At 44.5% G+C, this 24,376-nt stretch carries 28 protein-coding genes and 1 CRISPR repeat array; of the genes, 21 read left to right on the forward strand and 7 right to left on the reverse strand.

The genetic code is table 11. From position 1 onward, the window contains the following. Nucleotides 1–12 precede the first annotated feature (12 nt). On the forward strand, nucleotides 13–450 hold the full coding sequence (locus JNUCC1_RS10145) for a hypothetical protein (RefSeq protein WP_156645292.1): 438 nt from the start codon (nucleotides 13–15) through the stop codon (nucleotides 448–450). A gap of 67 nt (nucleotides 451–517) precedes the next feature. On the opposite strand, the gene JNUCC1_RS10150 is transcribed toward JNUCC1_RS10145, so the two are convergent. Further along, entirely contained in the window at nucleotides 518–850 is a 333-nt protein-coding gene (locus tag JNUCC1_RS10150; protein WP_156645293.1) for a thioredoxin family protein, read from the reverse strand. A gap of 127 nt (nucleotides 851–977) precedes the next feature. Between JNUCC1_RS10150 and JNUCC1_RS10155 the strand changes: the two genes are divergently transcribed. Next, a complete protein-coding gene (locus JNUCC1_RS10155) occupies nucleotides 978–1,190 on the forward strand; it encodes a hypothetical protein (RefSeq protein WP_156645294.1) in 213 nt (70 codons plus the stop codon). Between the two features lie 42 nt (nucleotides 1,191–1,232). Here JNUCC1_RS10155 and JNUCC1_RS10160 read toward each other — a convergent pair whose 3' ends face one another. Further along, entirely contained in the window at nucleotides 1,233–1,784 is a 552-nt protein-coding gene (locus JNUCC1_RS10160; protein ID WP_156645295.1) for a CotY/CotZ family spore coat protein, read from the reverse strand. A 387-nt stretch (nucleotides 1,785–2,171) separates the two neighbouring features. On the opposite strand from JNUCC1_RS10160, the gene JNUCC1_RS10165 reads away from it, so the two are divergent. The 5 genes from JNUCC1_RS10165 to JNUCC1_RS10185 all read left to right on the forward strand — a co-directional run bounded on the left by JNUCC1_RS10165 (nucleotide 2,172) and on the right by JNUCC1_RS10185 (nucleotide 6,272). Beyond that, the gene (locus JNUCC1_RS10165; RefSeq protein WP_156645296.1) at nucleotides 2,172–2,381 is read left to right on the forward strand and encodes a heavy-metal-associated domain-containing protein; all 210 of its coding nucleotides are present in this window, start codon (nucleotides 2,172–2,174) and stop codon (nucleotides 2,379–2,381) included. A gap of 15 nt (nucleotides 2,382–2,396) precedes the next feature. Next, complete coding sequence (locus JNUCC1_RS10170) at nucleotides 2,397–4,289, forward strand: heavy metal translocating P-type ATPase (RefSeq protein ID WP_156645297.1); 1,893 nt, start codon at nucleotides 2,397–2,399, stop codon at nucleotides 4,287–4,289. Between the two features lie 122 nt (nucleotides 4,290–4,411). Continuing rightward, entirely contained in the window at nucleotides 4,412–4,780 is a 369-nt protein-coding gene (locus tag JNUCC1_RS10175) for a PilZ domain-containing protein (protein WP_231784115.1), read from the forward strand. A gap of 98 nt (nucleotides 4,781–4,878) precedes the next feature. Continuing rightward, nucleotides 4,879–5,982 (forward strand): D-alanine--D-alanine ligase, encoded by a 1,104-nt coding sequence (gene ddlA / locus JNUCC1_RS10180; protein WP_156645299.1) that lies wholly within the window; start codon nucleotides 4,879–4,881, stop codon nucleotides 5,980–5,982. Next, on the forward strand, nucleotides 5,982–6,272 hold the full coding sequence (locus tag JNUCC1_RS10185) for a hypothetical protein (RefSeq protein WP_156645300.1): 291 nt from the start codon (nucleotides 5,982–5,984) through the stop codon (nucleotides 6,270–6,272). Before ddlA ends, JNUCC1_RS10185 begins: the two co-directional genes overlap by 1 nt. Here JNUCC1_RS10185 and JNUCC1_RS10190 read toward each other — a convergent pair. Continuing rightward, complete coding sequence (locus JNUCC1_RS10190) at nucleotides 6,253–6,813, reverse strand: nitroreductase family protein (RefSeq protein WP_156645301.1); 561 nt, start codon at nucleotides 6,811–6,813, stop codon at nucleotides 6,253–6,255. The genes JNUCC1_RS10185 and JNUCC1_RS10190 overlap by 20 nt on opposite strands. Nucleotides 6,814–7,228: 415 nt before the next feature. Here JNUCC1_RS10190 and JNUCC1_RS10195 point away from each other — a divergent pair, with 415 nt between their 5' ends. From JNUCC1_RS10195 to JNUCC1_RS10215, 6 genes are all read left to right on the forward strand, one after another. After that, nucleotides 7,229–8,266: a PTS transporter subunit IIC gene (locus JNUCC1_RS10195; protein ID WP_156645302.1), complete on the forward strand. Its 1,038-nt coding sequence runs from the start codon at nucleotides 7,229–7,231 to the stop codon at nucleotides 8,264–8,266. A 291-nt stretch (nucleotides 8,267–8,557) separates the two neighbouring features. After that, nucleotides 8,558–8,896, forward strand: a complete 339-nt coding sequence (locus tag JNUCC1_RS10200) for a nucleoside deaminase (protein ID WP_331713701.1) — start codon at nucleotides 8,558–8,560, stop codon at nucleotides 8,894–8,896. Next, a complete protein-coding gene (locus JNUCC1_RS19240) occupies nucleotides 8,857–9,009 on the forward strand; it encodes a hypothetical protein (RefSeq protein WP_331713702.1) in 153 nt (50 codons plus the stop codon). Before JNUCC1_RS10200 ends, JNUCC1_RS19240 begins: the two co-directional genes overlap by 40 nt. 26 nt (nucleotides 9,010–9,035) lie before the next feature. Further along, the gene (locus JNUCC1_RS10205) at nucleotides 9,036–9,899 is read left to right on the forward strand and encodes a fructosamine kinase family protein (RefSeq protein WP_156645303.1); all 864 of its coding nucleotides are present in this window, start codon (nucleotides 9,036–9,038) and stop codon (nucleotides 9,897–9,899) included. Between the two features lie 86 nt (nucleotides 9,900–9,985). Further along, nucleotides 9,986–10,438 carry a DUF2269 family protein gene (locus tag JNUCC1_RS10210; RefSeq protein WP_156645304.1) on the forward strand — a complete coding sequence of 151 codons (453 nt, stop codon included), beginning with the start codon at nucleotides 9,986–9,988 and terminating at the stop codon, nucleotides 10,436–10,438. Between the two features lie 163 nt (nucleotides 10,439–10,601). Next, on the forward strand, nucleotides 10,602–11,126 hold the full coding sequence (locus JNUCC1_RS10215) for an HD domain-containing protein (RefSeq protein WP_156645305.1): 525 nt from the start codon (nucleotides 10,602–10,604) through the stop codon (nucleotides 11,124–11,126). Nucleotides 11,127–11,184: 58 nt separating this feature from the next. On the opposite strand, the gene JNUCC1_RS10220 is transcribed toward JNUCC1_RS10215, so the two are convergent. Together JNUCC1_RS10220 and JNUCC1_RS10225 are read right to left on the reverse strand one after the other, a co-directional pair. Next, nucleotides 11,185–12,069: an SDR family oxidoreductase gene (locus tag JNUCC1_RS10220; RefSeq protein ID WP_197431696.1), complete on the reverse strand. Its 885-nt coding sequence runs from the start codon at nucleotides 12,067–12,069 to the stop codon at nucleotides 11,185–11,187. A 54-nt stretch (nucleotides 12,070–12,123) separates the two neighbouring features. Continuing rightward, on the reverse strand, nucleotides 12,124–13,194 hold the full coding sequence (locus JNUCC1_RS10225) for a D-alanyl-D-alanine carboxypeptidase family protein (RefSeq protein WP_231784116.1): 1,071 nt from the start codon (nucleotides 13,192–13,194) through the stop codon (nucleotides 12,124–12,126). A 161-nt stretch (nucleotides 13,195–13,355) separates the two neighbouring features. On the opposite strand from JNUCC1_RS10225, the gene JNUCC1_RS10230 reads away from it, so the two are divergent. The 3 genes from JNUCC1_RS10230 to JNUCC1_RS10240 all read left to right on the forward strand — a co-directional run bounded on the left by JNUCC1_RS10230 (nucleotide 13,356) and on the right by JNUCC1_RS10240 (nucleotide 16,254). Beyond that, nucleotides 13,356–14,564: an MFS transporter gene (locus JNUCC1_RS10230; protein ID WP_156645307.1), complete on the forward strand. Its 1,209-nt coding sequence runs from the start codon at nucleotides 13,356–13,358 to the stop codon at nucleotides 14,562–14,564. 275 nt (nucleotides 14,565–14,839) lie between these two features. After that, nucleotides 14,840–15,676 (forward strand): sulfurtransferase, encoded by an 837-nt coding sequence (locus JNUCC1_RS10235; RefSeq protein ID WP_156645308.1) that lies wholly within the window; start codon nucleotides 14,840–14,842, stop codon nucleotides 15,674–15,676. After that, nucleotides 15,676–16,254 carry a DNA-3-methyladenine glycosylase I gene (locus JNUCC1_RS10240; RefSeq protein ID WP_156645309.1) on the forward strand — a complete coding sequence of 193 codons (579 nt, stop codon included), beginning with the start codon at nucleotides 15,676–15,678 and terminating at the stop codon, nucleotides 16,252–16,254. The genes JNUCC1_RS10235 and JNUCC1_RS10240 overlap by 1 nt, the downstream gene beginning before the upstream one ends. A gap of 514 nt (nucleotides 16,255–16,768) precedes the next feature. Here the strand turns inward: JNUCC1_RS10240 and JNUCC1_RS10245 are convergent. Both JNUCC1_RS10245 and JNUCC1_RS10250 read right to left on the reverse strand, forming a co-directional pair. After that, nucleotides 16,769–17,083 (reverse strand): YbjQ family protein, encoded by a 315-nt coding sequence (locus JNUCC1_RS10245; RefSeq protein WP_156645310.1) that lies wholly within the window; start codon nucleotides 17,081–17,083, stop codon nucleotides 16,769–16,771. 120 nt (nucleotides 17,084–17,203) lie between these two features. Then, nucleotides 17,204–18,964: a methyl-accepting chemotaxis protein gene (locus JNUCC1_RS10250; protein ID WP_156645311.1), complete on the reverse strand. Its 1,761-nt coding sequence runs from the start codon at nucleotides 18,962–18,964 to the stop codon at nucleotides 17,204–17,206. 396 nt (nucleotides 18,965–19,360) lie between these two features. On the opposite strand from JNUCC1_RS10250, the gene cas9 reads away from it, so the two are divergent. Genes cas9 through cas2 form a run of 5 tightly spaced genes read left to right on the forward strand, consistent with a single transcriptional unit; the run spans nucleotide 19,361 to nucleotide 23,794 of the window. Continuing rightward, entirely contained in the window at nucleotides 19,361–21,973 is a 2,613-nt protein-coding gene (gene cas9, locus JNUCC1_RS10255; RefSeq protein WP_231784117.1) for a type II CRISPR RNA-guided endonuclease Cas9, read from the forward strand. Then, nucleotides 21,970–22,092, forward strand: coding sequence for a hypothetical protein (locus tag JNUCC1_RS19040; protein ID WP_269448150.1), 123 nt, complete (start codon nucleotides 21,970–21,972; stop codon nucleotides 22,090–22,092). Before cas9 ends, JNUCC1_RS19040 begins: the two co-directional genes overlap by 4 nt. Further along, complete coding sequence (locus tag JNUCC1_RS18700; protein ID WP_231784118.1) at nucleotides 22,089–22,589, forward strand: hypothetical protein; 501 nt, start codon at nucleotides 22,089–22,091, stop codon at nucleotides 22,587–22,589. Before JNUCC1_RS19040 ends, JNUCC1_RS18700 begins: the two co-directional genes overlap by 4 nt. Next, nucleotides 22,579–23,481, forward strand: a complete 903-nt coding sequence (gene cas1 / locus JNUCC1_RS10260; RefSeq protein WP_156645312.1) for a type II CRISPR-associated endonuclease Cas1 — start codon at nucleotides 22,579–22,581, stop codon at nucleotides 23,479–23,481. Before JNUCC1_RS18700 ends, cas1 begins: the two co-directional genes overlap by 11 nt. Nucleotides 23,482–23,485: 4 nt before the next feature. Then, the gene (cas2, locus tag JNUCC1_RS10265) at nucleotides 23,486–23,794 is read left to right on the forward strand and encodes a CRISPR-associated endonuclease Cas2 (protein ID WP_156645313.1); all 309 of its coding nucleotides are present in this window, start codon (nucleotides 23,486–23,488) and stop codon (nucleotides 23,792–23,794) included. A gap of 150 nt (nucleotides 23,795–23,944) precedes the next feature. After that, a CRISPR array of direct repeats spans nucleotides 23,945–24,375; the repeat unit is 36 nt; unit sequence ATCATATCACATCAAGATTTACAGGGGAATTATGGC. Nucleotide 24,376 lies beyond the last annotated feature (1 nt).

A 24,376-nucleotide genomic window follows, 5' to 3' on the forward strand; every position in this document is an offset into this window, starting at 1 on the left:
GGAGTAATGTGCATGTTGAGAAGAATCGCCCTGCTTGCCATTGTTTGCAGTATTGGCTTTATAGCTGGCTGTCCGATGAAGTCAGAAACGATGTCACTCCTCGATGAAAAAGTTGCTGTGGTGAAGATTTCTAAGTCAAAGGGAGACGGTGGCATTAATGAAGATTACTTCCTATCGTTTGAGAACCCGGCGGAACTGGAATTTCTCCAAAAAGCGATAACAACGGCGGAAAAAGCATCTGACAAAATTGTGCCGAATCCGGATTATGATGTGCTGGTGGAATATGGATCCAAATCTGACGGTGGCCTGCCTACTCACGGTCTGCATCTGACCCTTGGCAAGAAGGGACAGGCCAGTCAATTCATGTACATTGAAGATGATATGGTTTATCTAACCACACCGGAAGTGACCAACAAGCTGCGTGAGCTTATACTTGATACCAAATCGTAAAAAAGCCTAATCCTGTATTGTGTGAGGATCAGGCTTTTTGCTCGAAGGAACGAATACCCAAATATCCTCATCCCATATGCCGGTAAACTTTCTCAACTTTCTCTTCAAACAAATCCATATGAACAATCCGGGCTTCACGGATGTATTCTTTTCCCTCAACAAACAAAAGGAGCACGGGAACGGTAAAAATTGAAAAACGCCCGGCGACTGCTGCCACCTGGTCCGCGTCTATATGCGCACAGCTGATATTTGGATAGCGTTCCATCATCTCTTCCACTTGCGGGAGAAGACCATGGCAGACACTGCATCCTTCACGGGAAATATAGAGAAATGCAAGTGAGTGCTCGTCTATAAACGTATCGATCGCTTCAATTGATGTCAGTCTGGTAAATGGTGACATATATTTGAACCTCCATTCTGAATGAGATTATAGCACAGGTATATAATGGGACGGTTTACTTGTGCTCAGGTGGTTTCGTTATAATTTAACCGCTTCAGGCATATAATGTACCAGGTGGTGACGTTGTATGAATATTCATTGGCATGACTGGTTTAAGCCGACAAACTCTTTCTCGGCATTGATCTTAGCAGTCAGTGTTATTGCGGTTGTGTCGTGGATGGTCTGGGTTGAGAATAAGCAAAATGGCAAACTCCCCATGAAGGAGATAGGTTCAGGAATCGGTATGATTATGATTGTAATAATGGCACTCTCTTTGATAGAGTTCTATAAATATGTTTAAAAAAACCAAAGGCCAGCTGCTGGCCTTTGGTTTGATTGTGTTTTAGCCGTTAACAAGCATGGATGCAGGGAGTGGGTTAACCGGGTCCAGACATTGGATGGCACAGAAGCAATCTAGATCAAGAGTGAGACAGATGCCCGTTGCCATAAGGTTTCTAGCTCTTTCACCATACGCATCTTCGAAAAAGCCACACACTGTATCTGCTTCTTGTTTAACAACTTCATCAGCGTTGTTAACCCCAGTCAGTAACTCAACACGAACACAATTCTCATCTTCGTCAGTGAATCCTTTAACTCTTAGGATCGGGGATTGAATACAGTTCAAAAATGTGTCATTCGTACCCTCGATTACATCGGTAAATACACCGCTCGGCATAAACGGCTGACAGTCACCTTTACAGTATAGAATGAAAGGGATTGTGGAAAAACCTGTACGCCCTGGCTGGGCTGCAGGAGATAACAATTCGCTTATCGATTTTTCACAACTCGTTGTACAACATCCGTTACCGTTATTGTTGGCCACCTCGTCTTGCGCCCGGATAATGCCTCTCACCGTTTCGTAAACACAATTATGATGCCCGTGATATTTAGTCATAACTACACTCTCTCCTTTAAATTGATTTTTGATACATTAATACTCTATGGAAACCAAACTTCTATGGTTGTACAAAAGTCTATTTTTAGTGGAAATTGTGCGATTGGTTCATAGGTTAGCCAAAATGTGCACTTACACCAGCCACTCCGCCGTCATGGTTGTACACTAGATACATATATATAGTAGAAATTCATGCAAGACTTGTAAGGATTTAATATGATGACCCACAACCCATATGAACGTGTTCTTTAAACCGGCTGATCACCGGTTTTTTTGTTTTTTTAGGGGCGTTTCTATTTTTGTTTCCTAAAACTTGACCCAGGTCAAAGAACACCATCACAATCCATCCTATAATGAAGACAGAATCAAACAAAGGAGAGATGGATTATGAAAACAGTTAAATTCCAATTAGAGCCACTCACTTGCCCGTCATGCATCAACAAGATTGAAAAAGCATTGGGAAAAATGAATGGCGTAACTGATGCTAAAGTATTGTTCAATTCCAGCAAAGTGAAAGCGACCATTGATGAGGGCCAGGTTACTGCAGACGAGGTTGAGCGTACGATTGAAAAATTGGGTTATCCGGTACAAAAGTAAAGGGAGATGGGTCAAATGAAAAACGTTAAGCAGGTGCATATTGTCATTGCTGCCGGGAGTCTGCTTCTCCTGGCAGCGATCAGTCACATGGCCGGTTTGGATATTTGGAAAAATGCTGCCTTAATTGGTGCTACGGTTGCAGCTGGGTACACCATTATGATCAAGGCGCTCCAGTCGCTTCGAATGAAAGCATTCAGTATTGAACTGCTGGTCACGATCGCTGTTATTGGCGCACTGATCATTGGAGAGTATGTAGAGTCGGCAGCTGTTACGTTCTTGTTTCTATTTGGGGCGTACCTTGAAGCGCGCACATTGGAAAAAACGCGTTCATCTTTGAAAACATTAATGGACCTTGCGCCGGATGAGGCTGTGGTTTTAATAGATGGAAAGCGAAACACTGTCCCGGTTGAAGAGATTGAAAAAGGTGACAGAGTCCTCATCCAGTCAGGCGGAAAAATTGCCATCGACGGCACGATTGTATCCGGTCAGGCGTTTGTAAACGAGGCCGCTATTACGGGTGAATCGGTTCCCATTAATAAGACGACAGGAGATCAAGTATATAGCGGTGCGATTATTGACAACGGCTATTTGGAAGTCACCGCAGACAAAATTGGTGATGAAACCACATTTGCCAAGATCATCGAACTGGTGGAAGAAGCACAGGAATCTAAGGCGAAAACACAGAAATACCTTGAACGCTTTGCAGGCGTCTATACCCCAGGCATTCTCGTCTTATCGATCATTGTCTTTTTATTTACCAGAAACATCGAAATGACGCTTACTTTCCTCGTTATTGCCTGCCCTGGAGCGCTTGTCATATCAGCACCCGTGTCACTTGTGGCTGGCATTGGTAACGGAGCCCGTAACGGCGCACTTCTAAAAGGCGGGGAGGTTATGGAGCGCCTGGCTAAAGTTGATGTGGTTGTATTTGATAAAACCGGGACATTGACAAAAGGCAAACCTGAAGTCCGTAGCGTCCAGGCTTTCAACATAAGTGAAGATGAACTGCTTAAAACAGCAGCCGAAGTGGAAGTGATTTCGGAGCATCATCTTGGACGCACCATTGTTGAAGCAGCCCGAAAACGGGGCCTAAACCCAACAAATAAGCCTGAAAATTTTACTGTGGAAAAAGGGCATGGTCTCCATGCTGACATTGCTGGACGTCATGTTGTCGTCGGTAATCGAAAGTTAATAGGACGCCACGGTATCACGATTCCTACTGAAGTTAACGCCTATGCAACTCAGGAAGAAAGACAAGGAACAACCGCTATATTTGTTGCAATTGCTGGTCGTATTGCAGGGGTCATTTCCATTGCTGATGCGATTCGAGAAGAGGCAGCTGATATGATCAGCCAGTTAAAATCGTTGGGCATCAAGAAAACGGTCATGCTGACAGGGGATAACAAGCACACAGCTGAGAAAGTCGCCGGGCAGCTGGGCATTGACTTCGTGCAGGCAGAAATGCTCCCTGGAAATAAAGTTGAGCACATCAAACGGTTAAAAAAAGCCGGCCATCAAGTTGCCATGGTAGGTGACGGCATTAACGACGCGCCAGCTATTGCGCTGGCAGACGTTGGGATTGCGATGGGTGCTGCTGGAACAGATGCTGCAATGGAAACGGCAGATGTCGTGCTCATGGCAGATCGCCTGGAGAAAATCCCCTACGCCTATGCACTTTCCGAAGCAACCGTCCGCAACATGAAGCAGAATATGTTCTTCGCTGTCGGGACAGTGGGGCTTTTACTTGCAGGTGTATTACTTGGCAAAGTGTTCCTCGCCTCCGGTATGCTGATTCATGAAGCGAGCGTTCTCCTGGTCATTCTAAATGCGCTCCGCCTAATTCGCTTTCGTTCAGAGGCTAAAAGACAACGTAATAATGAAAAACCCGGTTTTTCATATGCCGCATAAATTTGCTTACCATTACGCCACAGCTTTTCGAAGCAGTGGCGTAATTTTTTCTATAAACTGCGCTTGTAATTAAAATCCATATTATTTATGATTAGGATATCATGGGAGTAAGGGTGATGTTCATGCGATATAGAAGAAATGAAGGGTTCCGTCTGGAGTTTGGACAACCGCTTGATATACAATTCCGGCTTGAAGACGGAAATGGAGAAAGGACTGTTTCTTCTTCCGGCGATGCGAAAATGCTTGACATCAGTCTCCAAGGCATGAAAATCGAGACAGACTTGAACATGCCGGCAAACCGTCCCAGCATGAGCATACTGGTTGATTATCGTATACATAAAAACAACTACCAGACCCGCGGCCAAATCGTGTGGAAGAAGCCGCGAGCTAATCAGTGGCAGTATGGCATTCAATTTTCCCATGAAGAAGAAATTGAAACACAATTGCTTAAGGACTTGAAAGCATTCGCTAAAGATCAGGAACATGCGTAAACGTTTGATGTCGTCGAAAAACAGGTAAGTATTATCATTGCATCATGATTTGAATAGTATGTGGGTAGACACCCATTTTTGACAAGGAGATATGAATAATGGACAAAAGAAAAGTCGGTATTATTTTCGGGGGGAAGTCTGCCGAACATGAGGTTTCCCTGCAGTCTGCCAAGAACATTGTGGATGCGATCGATCAAGACAAATATGAAGTTCTGCTGATTGGTATTGATAAGGCAGGTAAGTGGCATGTGAGTGATCCTTCGTCCTATTTACTCAATGCCGATAACCCAAAACGTATCGCATTGAAAAAATCCGAGGATCCGGTAGCTGTGGTGCCAGGGTCAAGTGAGGCACAAATGATTCATGCAGCAGATGCTTCTGTGCTGGATCAAGTGGATGTTGTATTTCCGATTGTACACGGCACACTCGGTGAGGACGGCAGCCTGCAAGGTATGCTGCGAATCGCCAACCTGCCATTTGTCGGGCCGAGCGTTCTCAGTTCAGCAGTCTGCATGGATAAAGATATTGCCAAACGTCTCCTCGCAGATGCAGGCATTCATGTGGCAAAAGGAATGGCATTCACACGCGCAGAGCGGAAGAAGATAAATTTTGATACTGCAAAAGCAAAACTTGGTGTGCCGATGTTCATTAAGCCTGCAAATCAAGGCTCATCAGTCGGCGTCAGCAAAGTCACCTCAAAAGCGGAATTCAACGTTGCAATTGACCAAGCCTTTGATTATGACCACAAGCTTGTTATTGAAGAAGCTGTTGTCGGACGCGAAATTGAATGTTCCGTCCTGGGCAATGCCGATCCAAAGGCGTCTTTACCTGGTGAGATTTTACCCCAGACTGAATTCTATTCCTATGAATCGAAATACATCGATGAAAAAGGTGCCGACCTCGCAGCCCCGGCCGATTTATCTGACGAAGATGTGGCAAGGGTTCAAGATGCGGCCATTAAAGCTTTCCAGGCTCTACAATGCGAAGGTCTCGCCCGTGTCGACTTTTTCCTGACTGAAGCAGGCGATATTTATGTGAATGAAGTCAACACGTTGCCAGGATTCACCAAGATCAGCATGTATCCGAAACTGTGGGAAATCAGCGGCGTGCCTTATACAGAGCTGATTACACGTTTGATTGAACTTGCTGTGGAGCGGCATGAAGCAGATGCCAAGTTGAAAAGTACTGTATGGGATGATTAATGATTGAAGCGAGCGGAGCACACTTCTATGGGGGGTGTGCTCTTTGTTTGGTAGAAAGAGTTGTTCCTTTGATAGACGGGGGTTTTGCTCCGATAGATTGTAAGATTCGTTTGATAGAGAATATTTTTGCTCGGATAGAGTATGTGCTTCATTTGATAGAAGATGCATTCGCTTGGATAGAGATGTTTCTTCGTTGGATAGCTTTCACACAAAAAAAGCCAGAAGGAAGTCGCGTGGCTGGATGGCTTCCTTCTGGCTTTATTATTGAAGTTAATCTTGATAACTCGTAAATTTCTCATCAAGGGACATGCGCTCTTTTTTCGCTGGCGGCGTGTCGAAATAGCCAAGATGGACAAAACCGGCGATCTTTTCATTGGGTCCGGCCCCGACAATTTGTTTAACCGCTTCATCATAGATATGTGAATTGGTTTTCCAGACAGCGCCGAGCTCCTTCTCCCAGGCAAGCAGCCAGAAGTTTTGAATCATGCTGGCAACTGCACCAAAGTTTTCTTCCCACTGTTTCTGAGAATCGGCTTCATCCATAAGTACCACGAGAATGGCACTGGGTTCACGCAACACCATCTCCCGGTTCGCCTGGCGTTCTTCCGGATAGGTGGCCGCCACTTTTTTAGCAAAGTCAGGCAGTTGGTCGGCTCCGACAAATACAAAGCGCCAGGGCTGCCGCATCTTGTGCGTTGGGGCCCAAATGGCATCTTCCAGTAGTTCACGGACTACCGCTTCTTTAACCTCCTGATCGTTATAGCCTTTCTTAACCGCTCGGCGTTCACGGATGACTTGCACCAGAGCTGATTTTTCCTTTGTTTGTTCCATTAATATCCATGCCTCCCACAGTGAACTTTATAGGGGTGTTGAGTTAATTGAGAATTATTTTCAATTATATTGTATATGATTGGGAGAGGAATGGCAAATGAAGGTCTTTTTAACTGTGGGGTGAGAGGGGCGAAGAAATAAAACAGGTGAGTGGAGAAATAAAAGGGCTGAGTGAAGAAATAAAAATAAAGTGTAAGAGCGAAGAAATAAAGTACATCAGCAAAGAAAAAAATAAAAGACGAATAAACCAAGATGGAACCCTTTACGCCGCTCCTCAGCTCAGCAAAAATTACAAACCAGTCCAAAGTAACACTTGATTGTACAGGCCATTCACGTAATAATATACAAGAGTGCATAGAGAGAGAAGTCACACCATTAATGTGAATTAGTTCACAAACAAAGGGGAACGGGTAATATGAAAGCGTTTTTAAAAAAGAAAGGGGTCACACTGTCACCAAAGGATTATCTGATTACAGCGTTAAGCTACATGGCGCTAGGGCTGTTTTCATCATTGATTATTGGACTGATCATCAAAACTGCCGGTGAACAGATGGTTGCGCTTGGTTGGAGGAGCTTGGGCGCATCTGCCATTGAAATGGGTACCTTTGCCATGGATCCGAAAATTATGGGTGGCGCAATTGGCGTGGCGATTGCTTATGGTTTAAAAGCCCCACCGCTCGTTATGTTTTCGGCATTGTTTGCTGGGGCGTTTGGTGCGAATTTGGGAGGCCCCGCCGGCAGCTATGTCACTGCCTTGTTCGCGATTGAATTTGGAAAAATGGTTTATAAGACAACACGAGTAGATATTTTGGTAACGCCGCTCGTCACGATTGTTATCGGATTTCTGGTGGGAACATTCATCGGACCGCCCATCAACACGTTTATGGTCTGGTTTGGTGAGATCATCAATTGGTCCACCAACAGGCAGCCGCTTGTCATGGGCATTCTTGTCGCGGTTTTGATGGGATGGGCTTTAACGGCACCGATATCCAGTGTTGCGATCGCATTCATGCTTTCAATAGACGGACTCGCGGCCGGGGCTGCTGCCATTGGCTGTTCTGCTCAGATGATCGGGTTCGCAGCGGCAAGCTACAGGGACAACGGATTCGGCGGATTCCTCGCACAAGGCATCGGGACATCAATGCTGCAAGTCGCCAATATTCTCAGGAAACCGCTGATCATTCTCCCGCCAACGATCGCCGGTGCCGGACTCGCCCCGTTAGCAACGGTGTGGCTAAAACTTGAAAATAACACAGCCGGCGCCGGCATGGGGACAAGCGGTCTTGTCGGACAGATTATGACGTTTGAGACAATGGGCTTCACATGGGAAATTCTAATTGCCATCCTGATGCTTCATATCGTCGCTCCAGCTCTGATTAGCTTGGCCCTTGCCGAATGGTTCCGGAAAAAAGGCTGGATTAAGTCGGGAGATATGCGGATTGAAACGGAATAAATGATTATAATGCGTTTTCGCCGATATATCATGCAAAATCGCCGATATATGAGAGGAAACCGCCGATATCCATCTAGAATTCGCCGATATATGACTGCAAATCGCCGATATATTTTAAATGGACATGCATAGGCCGTGTCTATCCCAGCGTTAGACAATAATTGTTGCCAAAAGCGTATGTCGGTGAGACATCTGGAACCAAAAACAAGACTACAAAGCCGCGTTCTTGGCATTTTTGCGAGCGTTATCCTATCATGGTAAATAAGTACTCAACCAACTGGAGGCGATTACATGGATCAATTTATGAAGCGAGCTGTGGAACTGGCAGCCGATACAGTCAGAGAAGGCGGTCAGCCATTTGGCGCTGTGCTCGTAAAAGACGGAGAGGTCATAACAGAAGGTGCCAATGAGGTGCATAAAGTATACGATGTCAGCGCCCATGCCGAACTTGTGGCCATCCGCAAAGCACAGGAAAAGCTGCAAACACACGACTTATCAGGTTATGTCATGTATGCAAGCGGTGAGCCGTGCCCGATGTGTTTGACCGCTATGTTTTACGCGGGATTACAGAAGGCTATTATTGTTCTCCTATGGAAGAAGCGGCTGATGTTGGTCTTGGGGCTTCTGTAACTTTATATGATGACTTCACGAAGCCTAAAGACAAGCGTACGGTTAAAATGAAGCATATGCCACTTGAACAGGGTCAGGAAAATCCTATGACACTTTTTAACGAAAAAGCATAATTTCAACCAGAAAGGACGGACGACCGATGCATCCATTAATCCAAACAGCGCTGGACAAAACAGGTGACACGACCACGATCCAATCAGCGACAAGCGTTCAAGGCGGATCAATTAATGAAAGCTTCCGTGTGGAGACAGAGGCGTCCGTCTATTTCATTAAATATCACGAAGCGGCACCGGAGCGGTTTTTCGAACTGGAAGCTAAGGGGCTAGAGCTCATTCGTAACACGGGTACTATTAATGCGCCCCTAGCCTTTACCTACCAAGACAAACCGGGTGAATCATTCCTCGTTCTTGAATGGATCGAAGGCCGTGAGACAAAAGGAACTCAAGCTGTCCTCGGTGAAAAACTAGCAGCACTGCACAGCACATCAGCTGAGCAACATGGGTTCCATGACAATACATATATCGGGCTCCTAGACCAGCCAAATGACCTCTACGATAATTGGCTGTCTTACTATCGTGACAAACGCCTTGGCGGCCAGCTGGATTACGGCATCCACCATGGCACCATTACCGGGCACCGCCGTGACTTATTAGAAAAATTACTTACCCGTCTGGAGACATGGATCCCTGAAAACGTAACCCCGTCTCCGCTACACGGTGATTTATGGGGCGGCAATTGGCTGGCGGGCCCGGGTGGTGAACCCTATCTGATTGACCCGTCTTTTTTATACGGTGATCGGTATTTCGAATTGGCATTCACCGAGTTGTTCGGTGGCTTCTCCAAATCATTCTATGACGCCTATGCTGCCAATGCGCCTATAAGTTCCGATTACGAAACGGTCAAACCATTGTATCAGCTGTACTATCTGCTTGTTCACTTAAATATTTTCGGCGAAATGTATGGGGCCCGGGTGGATGAAGTTTTAGAACGGTATGTCGGGTGACCTTCACATTTGTGTGATATCCATCACTGACAAACAGCATGAGTGCGTTATACTGGAAACTAGACAGATGTGTGGAGGTCCGTAATATGACATTATACGAAATTCTTATTTTTATTCATATATTAGCGGCCATTCTTGGTATGGGACCTGGCTTTGTTATGACATTCATTATTGATCGCGCAACCACTATGACAGAGCTCCGACACGGTTTCGCACTGCGTCGTCGTATTCATATGTTTATCATTGTCGGCGCTGTTTTGCTGCTGGTCACAGGCATCGGCATGGCGCTTATCAACACGGCTCTGTTGCACCAAGGGTGGTATATTCTCAGCCTGATCTTATTCTTCGCGATCCTCGCTGCCGGCCCCTTGCTGCTTCGGCCTTTGATGACACCGATTAAAGTGATCTTGAGAACCCATAAGAGTGAAGCCATTCCCGCCGAATACAAACAGCTCTCCAAAAAGTTGTTTATCGTCGAACACGCAACCAACGTACTCATCATCGTCATTATTGTGCTCATGGTTTTAAAACCTTTTTGAATGAAAAGGAAGTCGTCAAACATTGGTGGCTTCCTTTTTCTTTTTAGAAGACATAGTCTAAAATGTTTACGAAAGAAACAGCCAGTGCTATAATGGTTGGCAATTATTTTCACCGTTTAATTCCCTTAAAGCAGGGAATGCCAAAACAAAGGAGGCCATGGGTATGCGAAAAGTAACGTTGGAAGAAGTGTTTAATCATCCGGTGACGCAAAAATATGTAGGGCGTTCAGGCATGGCCCATGCTATTTCGGTTGCGGAATATGCTTACATTTTCGCCGGGCAATACGGTGTTGACCCCGACAGAGCCACGAAAGCCGCGTTGTTGCATGATGTTGGCCATTACACATGGTATCGTGAAGGGGAATGGGACTATGAGCTGTATAAAGAAAATGATATTCATGCGATTAAGGGTGCCAACAGGGCTCATAAATTGCTTGTGAGAATCGGCGAGTACCCACAAGCTGCAAAAGATATCGCCATTGCCATCCTCCTGCACACAGATTCTTACCTCCCAAAAGGCAGCCTCGAATTGAATGCACTTCAGCAAGTTGTGGCACTTGCCGACGAAGCCGACGAACAAAAGGGCGGCAAGCATCATTATAAAACCATTTCACACGAGGCAGCACTTGAGCGCATTCGGGCCCTTGATGCTGCCATTGATCAAAAAATGGCACAGGAAAATGTGTGATTACGAAAAAAGCTGATCAGCGGCTGGACTCTCTTTGGTTAGAGTGTGCAGCCTGTGATCAGCTTTTCTTATCGGCTTCCAAGTACTCAAGGAAGTAATCGCTTAAATTCTTCCTACCATAAGCGCGGGCCAAAATGTCCTTCGTCATAATGTCCAGGAAAAACTTCCCCAGGGCATACTGCTTTTTATTGAAGATTTTTAGAACAGGAAGTAAGACCAACAAGAGTGGAGCCGGGATGTTAAAATATCGTTCTTTTTTTCGAAGGACCCCAAACGCGATTGCCCCAATTTCTGCATGCCGATACTCATGAGGTCCCCCGACTTCGAGTACAGTATCATCATGTTCCCGTAGAGCTGAAACGCAAAAATCGGCAAGATCTTCGCCGTGAATAGGATTAACACGGTTTTCTCCTTTATCACGCAGAAATACCCGGCCTTTCTGGGCCATTTTCAGGTATTCAGTCATGTCCGAGAAATAGCCAGTGGGTTTCACAACGATATAATTGAGCCCGGAGTTCCTGAGTTCACGGACAAAGGCTGATTTTGCGTTAACGATGGGGTTATTCATTTGGCGATCGCCACAAACATGGATATACATGAATTTCCCCACGTTTTCTTTCTGAGCTTCATGAAGCAAATGGAGGTTTCCTTGATAGTCTACATCATGAAATGTGAGAGAGCCCTTTTGGCGTGTGAGGCCGACCGCAGAACAGACAAAATCAACACCTTCACAAACGCCTTTGATCGACTCCGACTCAGTGACATCACCCACCCACACGTCATCAACTAAGTGATCGACAGCAGGTTCTAAAAATGGGCCAGTCTTGGAAAGTTTTTGTTCATTCCGGACTAAAGCCCGTACATTATACCCTTCCTTTTTGAAGGTCTGTACAAGATGTTTTCCCAAATAGCCCGTAGCCCCGGCAACGAGAACTTTTGGCATGTCACCACTCCTTCCTGAAACAGGGACCATTTCAATCTCTGTCAGGCTAGCAGATTATCCTTCTCCCAAATATTGATCGAGTGTTTGTCCGCTTTCCCTGAGTTGTTGAGCAGCTTGCTTTCCGACATAACGCAAGTGCCAAGGTTCATATTGGTATTGGGTGATGTCTTCTTTGCCTTTCGGATAGCGAATGATGAACCCGAAATCAGCTGCATGTTCTTTCACCCATTGACCTTCAGGGGTTTTACCAAAATCTGTGACCAAGCGAAAGTTGACGGATTCACTGGTAATGTCCATGGTAAGCCCTGACTGGTGTTCACTTTCGCCAGGGCGGGCGCTGAAGTTGTTGGCTGCTTCTTCACCGTGCTTTTCGGCGTAATTGTTGAATAGGCGAACTTGGGTGTCATATGCCCTGTAACCGGACTGGGCGTACAAGGTATGGCCGGCTTTTTCTGCTGCTTTGAATAGGTCTTCAAGAGCATCGGCAGCGACTATCCGCATTTTTTTCTTTGGCAAATCCTCTTCAAATGGAAAACGAACGTCAGGAACTTTGAGATCGATTGGTGTATAGTCGGCTGGTAACGCGTGCGATTTATTAACTAATGCGAGCTGATCGTAGGGATTTGTGATAACAGGCGTGCCTCTTTCGTTCGATCCCGAGACTGGCTGAGCCTCGTGTACAGGCAATTTGTTCCCGGGTGTAACCTTGGCAGCGAATGTTTCTTGGTCCAGTTCTGTCAAGGCCTCGCGCGTTTCCGCGTTATAAACGCCAAGCGCCATAATGGGATCAAGTTGCAACTGGATATCAGTAATAGCATTGGTCGTAGCCATGTCATAGGTGCCGCTTGCGTCCATATCATAGCCGAGCTTTATTAAAGATTGCTGCAGTTCGCTTACAGCATCCCCCGTGTCTTGTTTCTGAAGATGAGCATCCGGCCAGACAAGTGCTTCTTGCTCTCCCATGTCATTATCTTCTCCCTTATCATTCGTATCAGCCGTTTCTGTGGGCTGTTCATTTGTGTTCTTATTGATATTTTCTTGATTGTTATTGTCAGCAGGGGCACAGGCTGTTCCTGCTATGAGTAAAAAAGTGATCATAATCGTTAATCGTGTGTATGTTTTCAAGGTTTGTCTCTCCCAATCCTATGCAAATTGCTTCCAAATTATATTGTCGCATATAATATTTGCCCCGACAATAGCAACTTCTGGTCATTCCAACCCGGAGCCGCACATCCCTATCGCCCACCACATACACTGTCGGTACAATTGCTGAGGGAGCGAAGGGTATGGATGGCTATGAACCAACTGAAAATCGCTTAAAACTCATGTCGGGAATTCTGTTCTGGTGTGCACTCGTTGTCGTCTCCAGCGCTTATGTCACGACGCCTTTGACAGGCATTTTTGAGCAGGGATTTGACGTGTCCTCAACGCGAGCGGTGCTGCCGACAAGCCTTTTTTCCTTGTTTTATGCGCTGGGATTTTTATTTTTTGGTCCCGTTTCAGATCGATTTGGCCGAAAAGAAACACTCGTAGCCGGGTTTGCCTCGTTAACCATCGCAACCCTTTGCACAGGGATGGTTAGTCAGTTCGGCACATTTCTGTTTTGGCGCAGTGTGCAGGGATTTGCAGCAGCCTGTTTTGCACCAACAGCACTCGCCTATGTGTTTGACGTTTATCCCAGGCGAAAGATCGGAGGAGTGGTTGGACTCATCAGTTTTGGCTACGTTGCGTCGGGAATCTTTGGGCAAGTGGTTGCTGAATGGATTGGTCAAACGTTTGATTGGCACTTGGTCTTTTACCTGTTCACGATCTTTTATGCCGCTTCTTTTATTGCCATCATCGCCCTTCTGCCGCTCGCCAAAAGACAGGTCAAACATCAACAGGCTGTTCGGCATTTCTTACATGGAACGAAAACAGTGTTTCAGCATCGCGGATTGTTAAAGTGTTACTGCATTACCGTTCTGCTTTTGCTCATTTTTATTGGCATGTATACGATCCTAGGCGATATGCTCGTCCGCGCACCTTTTAATCTGGATGATGGTGCTGTCATGATGGTCCGTGCTGCCGGTTTGATCGGAATGCTCTGTTCACTCTTTGCTGGAAAATTTATTACAGCTTTCGGAAAAGAACGGATCTTGCAATCAGGATTGTTATTATCGGTAGGCGGACTGCTCATGCTTGGTCTCGTTAACGGGGTGGGATTGATCACCTTAGCAAGCATCATATACGTCGCCGGAATGTCACTCATCTTTCCAGCGATTATGATGATGATCGGCGATTTTTCCGGCGGGGTGCGGGGCGTGGCCAATGCGTGGTATGCATTTATCCTGTTTGCCGGGGCTACAGTCGGACCCATGTGCGCGGTTGGTATTGCTGAGATCACTGGACCCCGTTTGGCAGTTGTGCTCCTGGGCGGTGTGCTCGCTATTGCGTTGGGGATTGCGTTGACGTTTAAACAATATGGTGATGAGAGGAAGGACGGATTACATGAGTAAGTTTCTAGTAATACAAGCAAGAGTACCTCTTTCGCGAGCACAAGGGAACGGAATGTGAGAAAGGGCAGTCGGATACGAGAGCAAAACGGGTTCAAACGAGAGAAAGGCAGTCGGGTACGGGAGCAAAACGGGTTCAAACGAGAGCAAGGCAGTCGGGTACGGGAGCAACACCACTTCAAACGAGAGCAAGAGCATCTAGACTGTGAACAACACTCTTAAACACAAACCAAGCCTTCACATGTTATACTGAATAAAACATAACTTGGAGGGTGCATATGTCTTACATTATTAGTGTCGACCGTTTGAAAAATCGTCTGGAAAACAATTTGAATAATACGTTGATCGTTGACGTTCGTTTTCAGCTGAATGACGAGAACGCAGGCCAGAAAACATATCTCGAGAGTCATATTCCCGGTGCCGTATATTTGGATTTGAAAAAAGATCTGTCCGCGAAACCAGCTAAACACGGAGGCACTCATCCCCTGCCCGACACAGACACGTTCGCTGCCAAGATGGGAAACATTGGCATCGATGAAGAGACAACAGTTGTTGTGTATGATCAGAATAACGGAATGTTTGCCCCGCGTTTTTGGTGGATGTTGCACCATTTAGGTCATGATAAAGTTTACGTTCTTGACGGAGGCTTTGATGCATGGGTAGAAGCGGGTTATGAAACGACTGCCGAAATTCCAGATTTGAACCCAACAACATTTACACCAAACCCGAGACAAGATGAGACAGTGGATATAGATGATGTGAAACAAAGAAGTGACGATGTTCTGCTTATTGACTCCCGCTCACACGAACGCTATATGGGCGAGAACGAACCGATGTACAGCAGAGCGGGTCACATCCCAGGTGCCAAGAACTACTTCTGGAAAAATGTCTTGGATGAAAAAGGCAACTGGAAAACAAAAGACGATTTAGCTGAGAATTTTAAAGACATTCCTAAAGACACTGAAGTCATTGTTTCTTGCGGGTCTGGTGTGTCTGCATGCCCAAACGTGCTTGGTTTAAAGGCAGCCGGTTACACCAACGTCAAACTGTATCCCGGCAGTTTCAGCGACTGGATTTCTTATGAAGAAATCCCCGTTAATAAAGGGGAAGAGTAATGCTCGAGCGCTGCCAATGGGCGGGCCCGGACCCGCTCTATATTGAATATCACGACCATGAATGGGGCAGACCGCATCATGAAGATCGCCATCTGTTTGAGATGCTTTGTTTGGAAGGGGCTCAAGCAGGTTTGAGCTGGATCACAATACTAAAGCGCCGTGACAATTATCGCCGAGCCTTTGATGAATTTGATCCCAAGCTCGTCAGCCAATACGATGAAGCAAAAATTCAGTCTCTGCTCAAAGATGAAGGCATCATACGGAACGAGCGCAAGATCCGTTCTGTTGTTAAAAACGCCCAAGCCTTCCTCCGCATCCAAGAAGCATACGGTAGCTTTGACGCCTACATATGGCAATTTGTCGGAGGCACACCCGTGTTAAACAACTGGCCGACTCATGAAGATGTTCCGGCGTATACAGAAGAATCCACCGCCATGAGCAAAGACTTGAAAAAGCGCGGCTTCTCATTTGTCGGTCCCACGATCTGCTATGCGTACATGCAAGCAACCGGTATGGTGAACGACCACACCATGAACTGCTTTTTGTATCATGGGAAGAAGGATGAAGCACAGGCATAATAAAAAGCTGAACACTTCGGCAATCCGCTTTGAAAAAAAGGGGATGCCAAGTGTTCAGCTTTTATTTGTGTCGTGAATAAGAGTAATGAAATTTTACCTTCTGTGCATGCGTTCCATTTTTGTTTCTATCTTGTAAGATGAACGTCTTCAATTGGAAAAGGACAACGCGTCCCTGCAAGAGCAGCAGATGCAAGCCATTAATGATGTCCAGAAGCGGCTTACAGATATTGAAGGTATTTTAAAAGAAGTGGGTTGACCGTTTTGATAAAAATAGTAAACGAAAGCACCAGCCTCCTGAAATGGGCGCTGGTGCTTTGACAGTATATCCAGGTTATAGAGGACTTTATCCTGAAAAAGAGTGCGGTATCCAGGTTTTCATAAGGTATATCCACAAAAAATATGATATATCCAGGATTTCGCCGCACTTATCCAGGTTCTTGACCATTATATCCAGGTTTCGTTCACGCCGTCAGCAAAGTCCACAAGCCAAGGCCCAACATCCAAGCGAACCCACTTACTCCACCACAACCGCTGTCCCATAAGCAATCACTTCGGCAGCGGAGTTCATCACCTGTGACGTCTGGTAGCGTGCAGCAACAATCGCGTTGGCGCCGAGTTGTTGAGCCTCTTCAATCATTCTTTCGCGGGAAATGTTACGCGCCTGTTTCATGAGATCGGAGTAGCCTTCGATCTCACCACCTACCAACGTCTTCAAACCCGCACCGATATCACGGCCGACATGCCGTGTCTGAACAGTGCTCCCTTGAACAAGTCCCTTCACCTCTTTAATGGTCTTGCCAGGAATATCGTTCATTGTGACGATTAACATCCACATGCACCCCTCTTCAATTGTTACCATCCTTACGCAAGAACCTGCCCATAAGTTTCACTTCACCCAACTTATGGCCGCCACAAAAAAAGCAGCCACAAAAAGTGACTGCTTCAAGATTCAAAGCTTGAATGCCTTTATTTCATCATTCATCTGTTCAGCCAACGCGGCCAATTGATGAGCGCTCTCTGACACTTCCTCCATCGAACTTGATGTCTCCTGTGCTGAGGCTGCAGCTTGTTCAACGCCAGCTGCTGATTCTTCAGACACAGATGCAATGTCTTCAATTAAATTGTTCATGTTCCCGCCATTTTGAGCAATCTCCTGCAGATTCTCTGAAATTCCATGGATCTTATCAGCCATGTCCGCCACCGCCTCATTAATCGTCGTAAAGCTTTTGCCAGTGGCTTCCATTTGCTCTGACCCGGTCTTGACTTCATCATAGCCTGTATTCAGGGACACGACGACATGACTCGTTTCATTTTGGATGTTGTCAACGATGTAGGTGATTTCCGTAACAGAATTGGCAACCTGCTCAGCCAGTTTTCGTACCTCATCAGCTACTACAGCAAATCCTTTGCCATGCTCACCAGCACGGGCAGCTTCGATCGCCGCGTTTAAAGACAAGAGATTTGTCTGATCAGCGATATCCTTAATCACCAACACAAGTTTTGAGATTTCATCAGAATGCTTGTCCAGCCCTTGAACTTTCTCGACGGCATCTGTCACGATGTCATCAATACGCTTCATTTGTGCTGTCGACTGCTCCATCATTGAGGCCCCGTCTGTGGTCAGGCGGGAAACGTCCTGAGAGGTACGGGCGATCTCTTGGCCGTTTTTCTCAGATGCCTGGATCCGTTGCAGAAAATCACTCATTTCCTCAGACAAATGAGAAGCCGAATTGGCTTGTGTTTCTGCACCTGTTGACAATTCTTCCATCGTTGAAGCTACTTGTTCATTGCCGGCCTTCACTTCTTCAGCAGCACGGTTCAGGGCTGTGCTTTGGTTCGACACTCTGCCGGATACGTTAGAAACATTACCGACGATCTGCCGTATGTTTGTTTTCATTTGATTCACTGCAGCGGCCAATTGCCCAATTTCGTCACGGCTGCTGTAATCAACATCGGCAACAGCCAGATTCCCTTTTGCCACCTCAGACGTGGTCACAACAACTTTTTTCAAATTAGATGTCACAGATTTGCTGACAAAATACATAAATATAATTCCAATGATAAGTGCAGCTGCAATGACGCCTGTAAGCACCCAAATCGCTGATCCGATGTTTTGATTCGCATTCGTAACGAGACCAGATTGCTCTTTGTGCATCATCTTGGTAAGCTCTGTCACTTTTTCAATGTTGGCGGATGTGGCTTCTGCAACACTATTATTCTGTTTCATCGCCGTTGACATATTATTATTCTCAACTGCATTCACCACAGCATTCAGAAATAGCTGATCAATCTTTTCATTGTCAGACCTGATTTCAGCAAAGATCTCTTTCATCTCAGCAGAAGAGAACCGGCCCTCCATTTGATTCTCAAGCTGGATCAGTGACTCCTGGGTTTCTTGAAAAGATGTTCGGTATTTATCGCTTGTGGTGGAAACATAGTAGGAGACATCAAGGTATTTGTTCTGCATGAGTGTAGCAATTTCCAGCATGCTATTGATATTCTTGCCCTCGTCCTCAATCGTTCCGACATCATTCTGCCCCTCCTGCAGCTGGTAGAATGCCAGACTGCCAGCTGTAATAAACAGAACACCAATCAATAAGAAGACTGCTGTATACTTCCGCCCGATCGACAGATTACGCCAAGCCCCACTTTTCCTCTTTTCTGATTTCTTTTTGTGCACTTTCTTTTTCTTTAACAGACTCTTTTTCATGACACGCATCCCCCAGTTAATATGTATATCTTTATCTAATATCGGCATTACGAACTAAGTATTAAGTACTATTTTGATTTTGTCAAAAATAAGTAAAAATAATAGTGTGAATGTTGTTGGCGACTAAATAAAGATATTTTCAAATAATTATTGACAAAATAGGAATAATGTGGTAGATTAATGGTAACGGCCTTGGGGAAGGTCGGAAGTATCATATCACATCAAGGTTTACAGGTAAGTTATTATGGTAAGGCATTAAGCCGTGGCGTTGGGGATCGCCTAGCTCCGCATTCATTTGCGGAGTTCCCCACCTATTGCTTTGAACTCAGACTAAAGTTGCTTTTAGTCTTTTTTTATACCCAAAATGAGTTTGTTATTAGAGCAGGAGGGATGAGAATGAGATATAGTATTGGACTGGATATTGGCATTACGTCTGTAGGCTGGGCTGTTATTAATCTTGATAAAGAGCGAATCCAGGACTTAAGTTCACGAATGTTTGATGTGGCTGAGAACCCTAAAAATGGTTCATCATTGGCAGCACCAAGACGAGAGGCACGGTCTTCAAGGAAAACGATCAGAAGACGTCGGTATCGAGTGGGAAGAGTCCGCAAGATGATTCTCGATAAAGGATTGTTGTCGAAGGTACAGGCAGAACAATTGTATGATTGGAAAGATGGAGACCTGGATATATGGCTGATCAGAATGAATGCACTTGAGCGACAGTTATCAGATCGCGAGTTTGCTAGAATCCTCATACATTATGCCAAGAATCGGGGTTTTAAATCCAACCGGAAAAGTGAAGCCAGTGAAAAAGAAGGCGGGCAGCTTCTTCAGGCTGTAAGAGCCAACAAAGAATTAATGAAAGAGAACAATTACAATACCGTGGCTGAAATGCTAATGCTCGATGATAAATTCCAAGGTCATAAACGAAATAAGGGCGGTGACTATTCACATGTCATTGCCAGAAGTGAAATTGAAGAAGAAATACATACCGTGTTTGAGAAGCAGCGAGAGTATGGACATCCCTTTGCTACAGCAGAAAATGAAGACGCATACATATCCATCTGGGCCTCCCAACGTCCATTTGCCACTCAAGATGACATTGTTAAGAAGATCGGCACTTGCACTTTTGAGCCAAATGAAAAACGGGCACCAAAATTCTCCTATACCTTTGAACGATTTCGTGCCCTCGATAAAATCAATCGCCTTAAAATAATTTCCGATACGGCATCACCACGCTTTCTGTCAGACGAAGAGCGCGATGCTATTTTGAATACATTGATGAATAAAAAGCAAGTCAAGTATCAAGAACTCCGAAAAACGTTGAATTTGGCTGACCATGAGCGTTTCAATGAACTATTCTATGATCTGAATGAAGCGAATACTAAAAACGAAAACAAGGTATTTTTGTCACTTGAAGGCATATGGAAAATGAAACAAGCTGTTAAATCTGCCAGTAACATCATGCCCGAAACCATTCGACCGATTGATTACGACACATTTGGTTATGCTTTGACCGTATTTAAAGACGACCCGGATATTCGGGCTTATTTAAAGAATGAATATGTGAATACAAATGGTAAAAAAGTCAGCAACCTTTCCAATCAAGCTTATGATGAAGCATTAATATCAGAGTTATTGAATCTGTCTTTTTCTAAGTTTGGCCATTTATCCTTTAAAGCTCTGAATAACATCTTGCCCTACATTGAAGATGGTTTACAGTATTATGAAGCATGTGAAAAAGCCGGTTACAATTTTAATCAGCGTGTTGGTCAGAAAAAGCATGCCCTTCTACCTGTGATTCCAACAAAGGATATCGCCAATCCCGTAGTAATCAGAGCATTGTCCCAGACTAGGAAGGTTGTCAATTCAATTATTAAACGCTTTGGCCCTCCGTCATTTATTTATATTGAAATGGCACGGGATATGGGGCGACATTACACAGAACGGCGAGAAATTGAAAAGCAATTCAACAAAAACAGGCAAGTAAACGATAAGGCAAAAGAACGCATTCAAGAACTGCATCCTCAGCTTAGCGATCCACGGGGTCATGATATTCTGAAGTTCAAATTATGGGAAGAACAAAATGGGTGTTGTGCCTATTCTATGAAATCTATTACAATGGATCATTTACTCGATCCCGGTTACACAGAAGTGGATCACATTATTCCATACAGTCGCAGCTTTGATGACAGTAATGCGAATAAGGTACTTGTGCTGACAAGTGAAAACCAAAATAAGAGAAATCAGACCCCTTATGAATGGTTTGGCAATGACGTTGTGAAATGGGATGAGTTTACGTCTTATGTGAACACGTTAAAAGTACGCAAGAAGAAAAAGAATTTACTGCTTAAGAAGAACTTTGACGAAGATGAAGCAGAGCAATTCAAATCACGCCATCTCAATGATACACGTTACATCACCCGGTTTCTCAAAGGTTTTATTGAGGACAATCTTCAGTTTCGTGAAGAAGAAGGTAAGAAACAACATGTCCATACCGTAAATGGTGCTTACACGTCATTAATGCGAAAACGTTGGGGTTTCAATAAAAACAGACAGGAAAATGACCTGCACCATGCCCTTGACGCCGCAATTGTCGCAGTAAGTTTACCTAATCAACAAAAAGTAAGTCGTTACTTCAAGCGAAGTGAAGAGCATGCATCACAGCTTCTGAAACGGGAAGGTGAACGCTTTCCTGAACCATGGGAGGGATTCAGAAGAGAACTCGAAGCAAGAATGGTCCAAGACCCTGATCAATTGAAAATGGCCCTCGAAAGTTTATCCATGGCAGGTTATGATGAGGCTTTTATCAATGAAGTGAAACCGATATTTGTTTCGCGTATGCCGAAGCGTTCGATCAAAGGGCAGATTCATGAAGAAACTCTCCGTCGACATCGGGATATAATGATCGTGGATTTATGCGCGTCGTTACAAAAACACCACTGGAAAGTATACCATTTAAGAAAAACGGTGACTTTCCAATGTATGGTAAAGAATCAGACCCAATGACATACCAAGCGATAAAAGAAAGATTCCTGGAATATGACGGTAAAAAAGACAAAGCATTTAAAGAGCCGCTATATAAACCATCCAAGGATATGGAGAAAGCCCTATTATTCGCAGTGTGAAAATAGAGGATACGACCAACCGAGCTTTTGAACTGGATAACAACACTGTAGCGGCAAATGGAAGTATTGCAAGGACAGAAGTATTCAGACATAAAGAAACCAGGAAGTTTTATTTGGCACCGGTTTATGTAAGTGAGGTTATGGCTGGAGTGAGGCCGAGTAAGTTCATTACAGCTAACAAGCCCTTTGATAAATGGATAAACATCACAGAAGAATACGAGTTCTTATATAGTCTCTTTCCAAATGATATAATCAAGATAAAAATGCCTCGAGAAAAAACATCTAAGACTCATACAAAAGAACAGTTTACTTGGACAGAAGGAATTTTTTACTATAAAGGCGTTGATACGGGCACAGCTGCAATTAAAATAATTGATCATAAAGATAGTTTTGAAGATAGGGTAGGTACGAATGGGCTTAAACTTTTTGATAAATTTCAAGTCGACCCTTTAGGAAACCTAACCAAAGTGAATAAGGAAAAAAGTTATGTCGTATAGGCATATCGTTATTCGAAACCCCGCAAAATTGTCCACCAGACATGAGCAATTGGTGATAAAGCAAGATGAGCAAGTGACGATCCCTTTAGAGGATATATGTACCATCACATTAGAAGATCCTGCAATAACCATAACAAATGCTCTACTTAGCAAATGTACCGAGTATCATGTGGAAATGATTGTTTGCGACCGTAAAAGAATGCCGAGTGGAATTGTACAGCCGTTCCACCGGCATTCTAGGCAAAAAACCGTGATGGACATGCAATTGAAATTAAGCAAGCCATTTAAAAAACGGACATGGCAAAAAATTGTTATCTCTAAACTGGAAAATCAAGCACGCTGTCTGGAACTGCATCATAAAGGGGATGAAGCTCAAAGACTGTACACCATCAGCCGCTCGGTTGAATCAGGTGACCGATCCAATAGAGAGGCGTATGGCGCTAAGATTTACTTCGAAGCGCTTTTCGGAAAAGGATTTCAAAGGCGAGAAGAGAACGTTTATAACATTAGCATGAATTATGGGTACAGCATTATTCGCTCACTAGTTGCCCGCTCCCTGATAAGGTATGGTTTCACACCAAGTTATGGGGTGTTTCATGACAGTCAAACAAATGCATTTAACCTGGCCGATGATTTTATGGAGGTGTTGCGGCCTTTCGTTGATGCTGTGATTGTGGAACATGTAGATGCCGATTCAGTATGGTCCTCACAGATTCGAAAGAAACTTTTTGAAGTACTTGAAATTGAAGCAGCATGGAGCAACGATAGATTAAATATCACGCATGGGGTGGATAACATGGTTAAAAGTTTTGTATCTGCATGCCGGCAGCAAGATGCAAACTTACTAACTTTGCCAGAACTCATTAACTTGAACGTTCACCAGTATGAGTAGATATATGCGTATCATTGTATTTTTTGATCTGCCGGTCGTTTTACCCAGAGAACGAAAAGCGTATGCCCGATTTAGAAAATTTTTGTTGAATGATGGCTATACCATGCTTCAGTACTCAGTTTACTCGAGAATTTGCAATGGCGAGGATAACGTAAGAAAGCATATGAGGCGACTCCATGAACATATTCCACCTGTAAACGGAGCAATACGTGCGATGAAAGTGACCGAACGTCAATTTGAAAACATGGATATCCTTCTAGGAACGACCACAGCTGAAGAGGAAATAGGTCCAAAAAAGGTTGATTTCTTTTGAAAAAATGCTTGCAAAATAAATTTGCAGGCGTTTTTTCTATTTACTTTGATAAAAAACTATCAAAGTGGTTAAAGAAAACGAGATATTCTTCTCTTTTTTTAAAATGAAAACCCTTGAAGTGGGGATGCTTCAAGGGTTTCAGGGCCATGTATCATATCACATCAAGATTTACAGGGGAATTATGGCCATGAACCTCCTTTAAAATAAAAAAGAAGCATCATATCACATCAAGATTTACAGGGGAATTATGGCTTACCGGATACAACTGATACAAAAAAACCGATCATATCACATCAAGATTTACAGGGGAATTATGGCGGATTGACTGCTTTTAAAGCCTGGATAGCCATCATATCACATCAAGATTTACAGGGGAATTATGGCAGTTGGTTTGTGGGCGTATTGTCCGGACTATCATATCACATCAAGATTTACAGGGGAATTATGGCAAGCGCTGTGTCCATGCTTTCATTTCTCCTATCATATCACATCAAGATTTACAGGGGAATTATGGCTGCACGAACTGTGCTATTGCTGTCGTCCATATCATATCACATCAAGATTTACAGGGGAATTATGGCA

The sequence above is a fragment of the Lentibacillus sp. JNUCC-1 genome (assembly GCF_009741735.1).
Lineage (GTDB): Bacteria > Bacillota > Bacilli > Bacillales > Amphibacillaceae > Lentibacillus_B.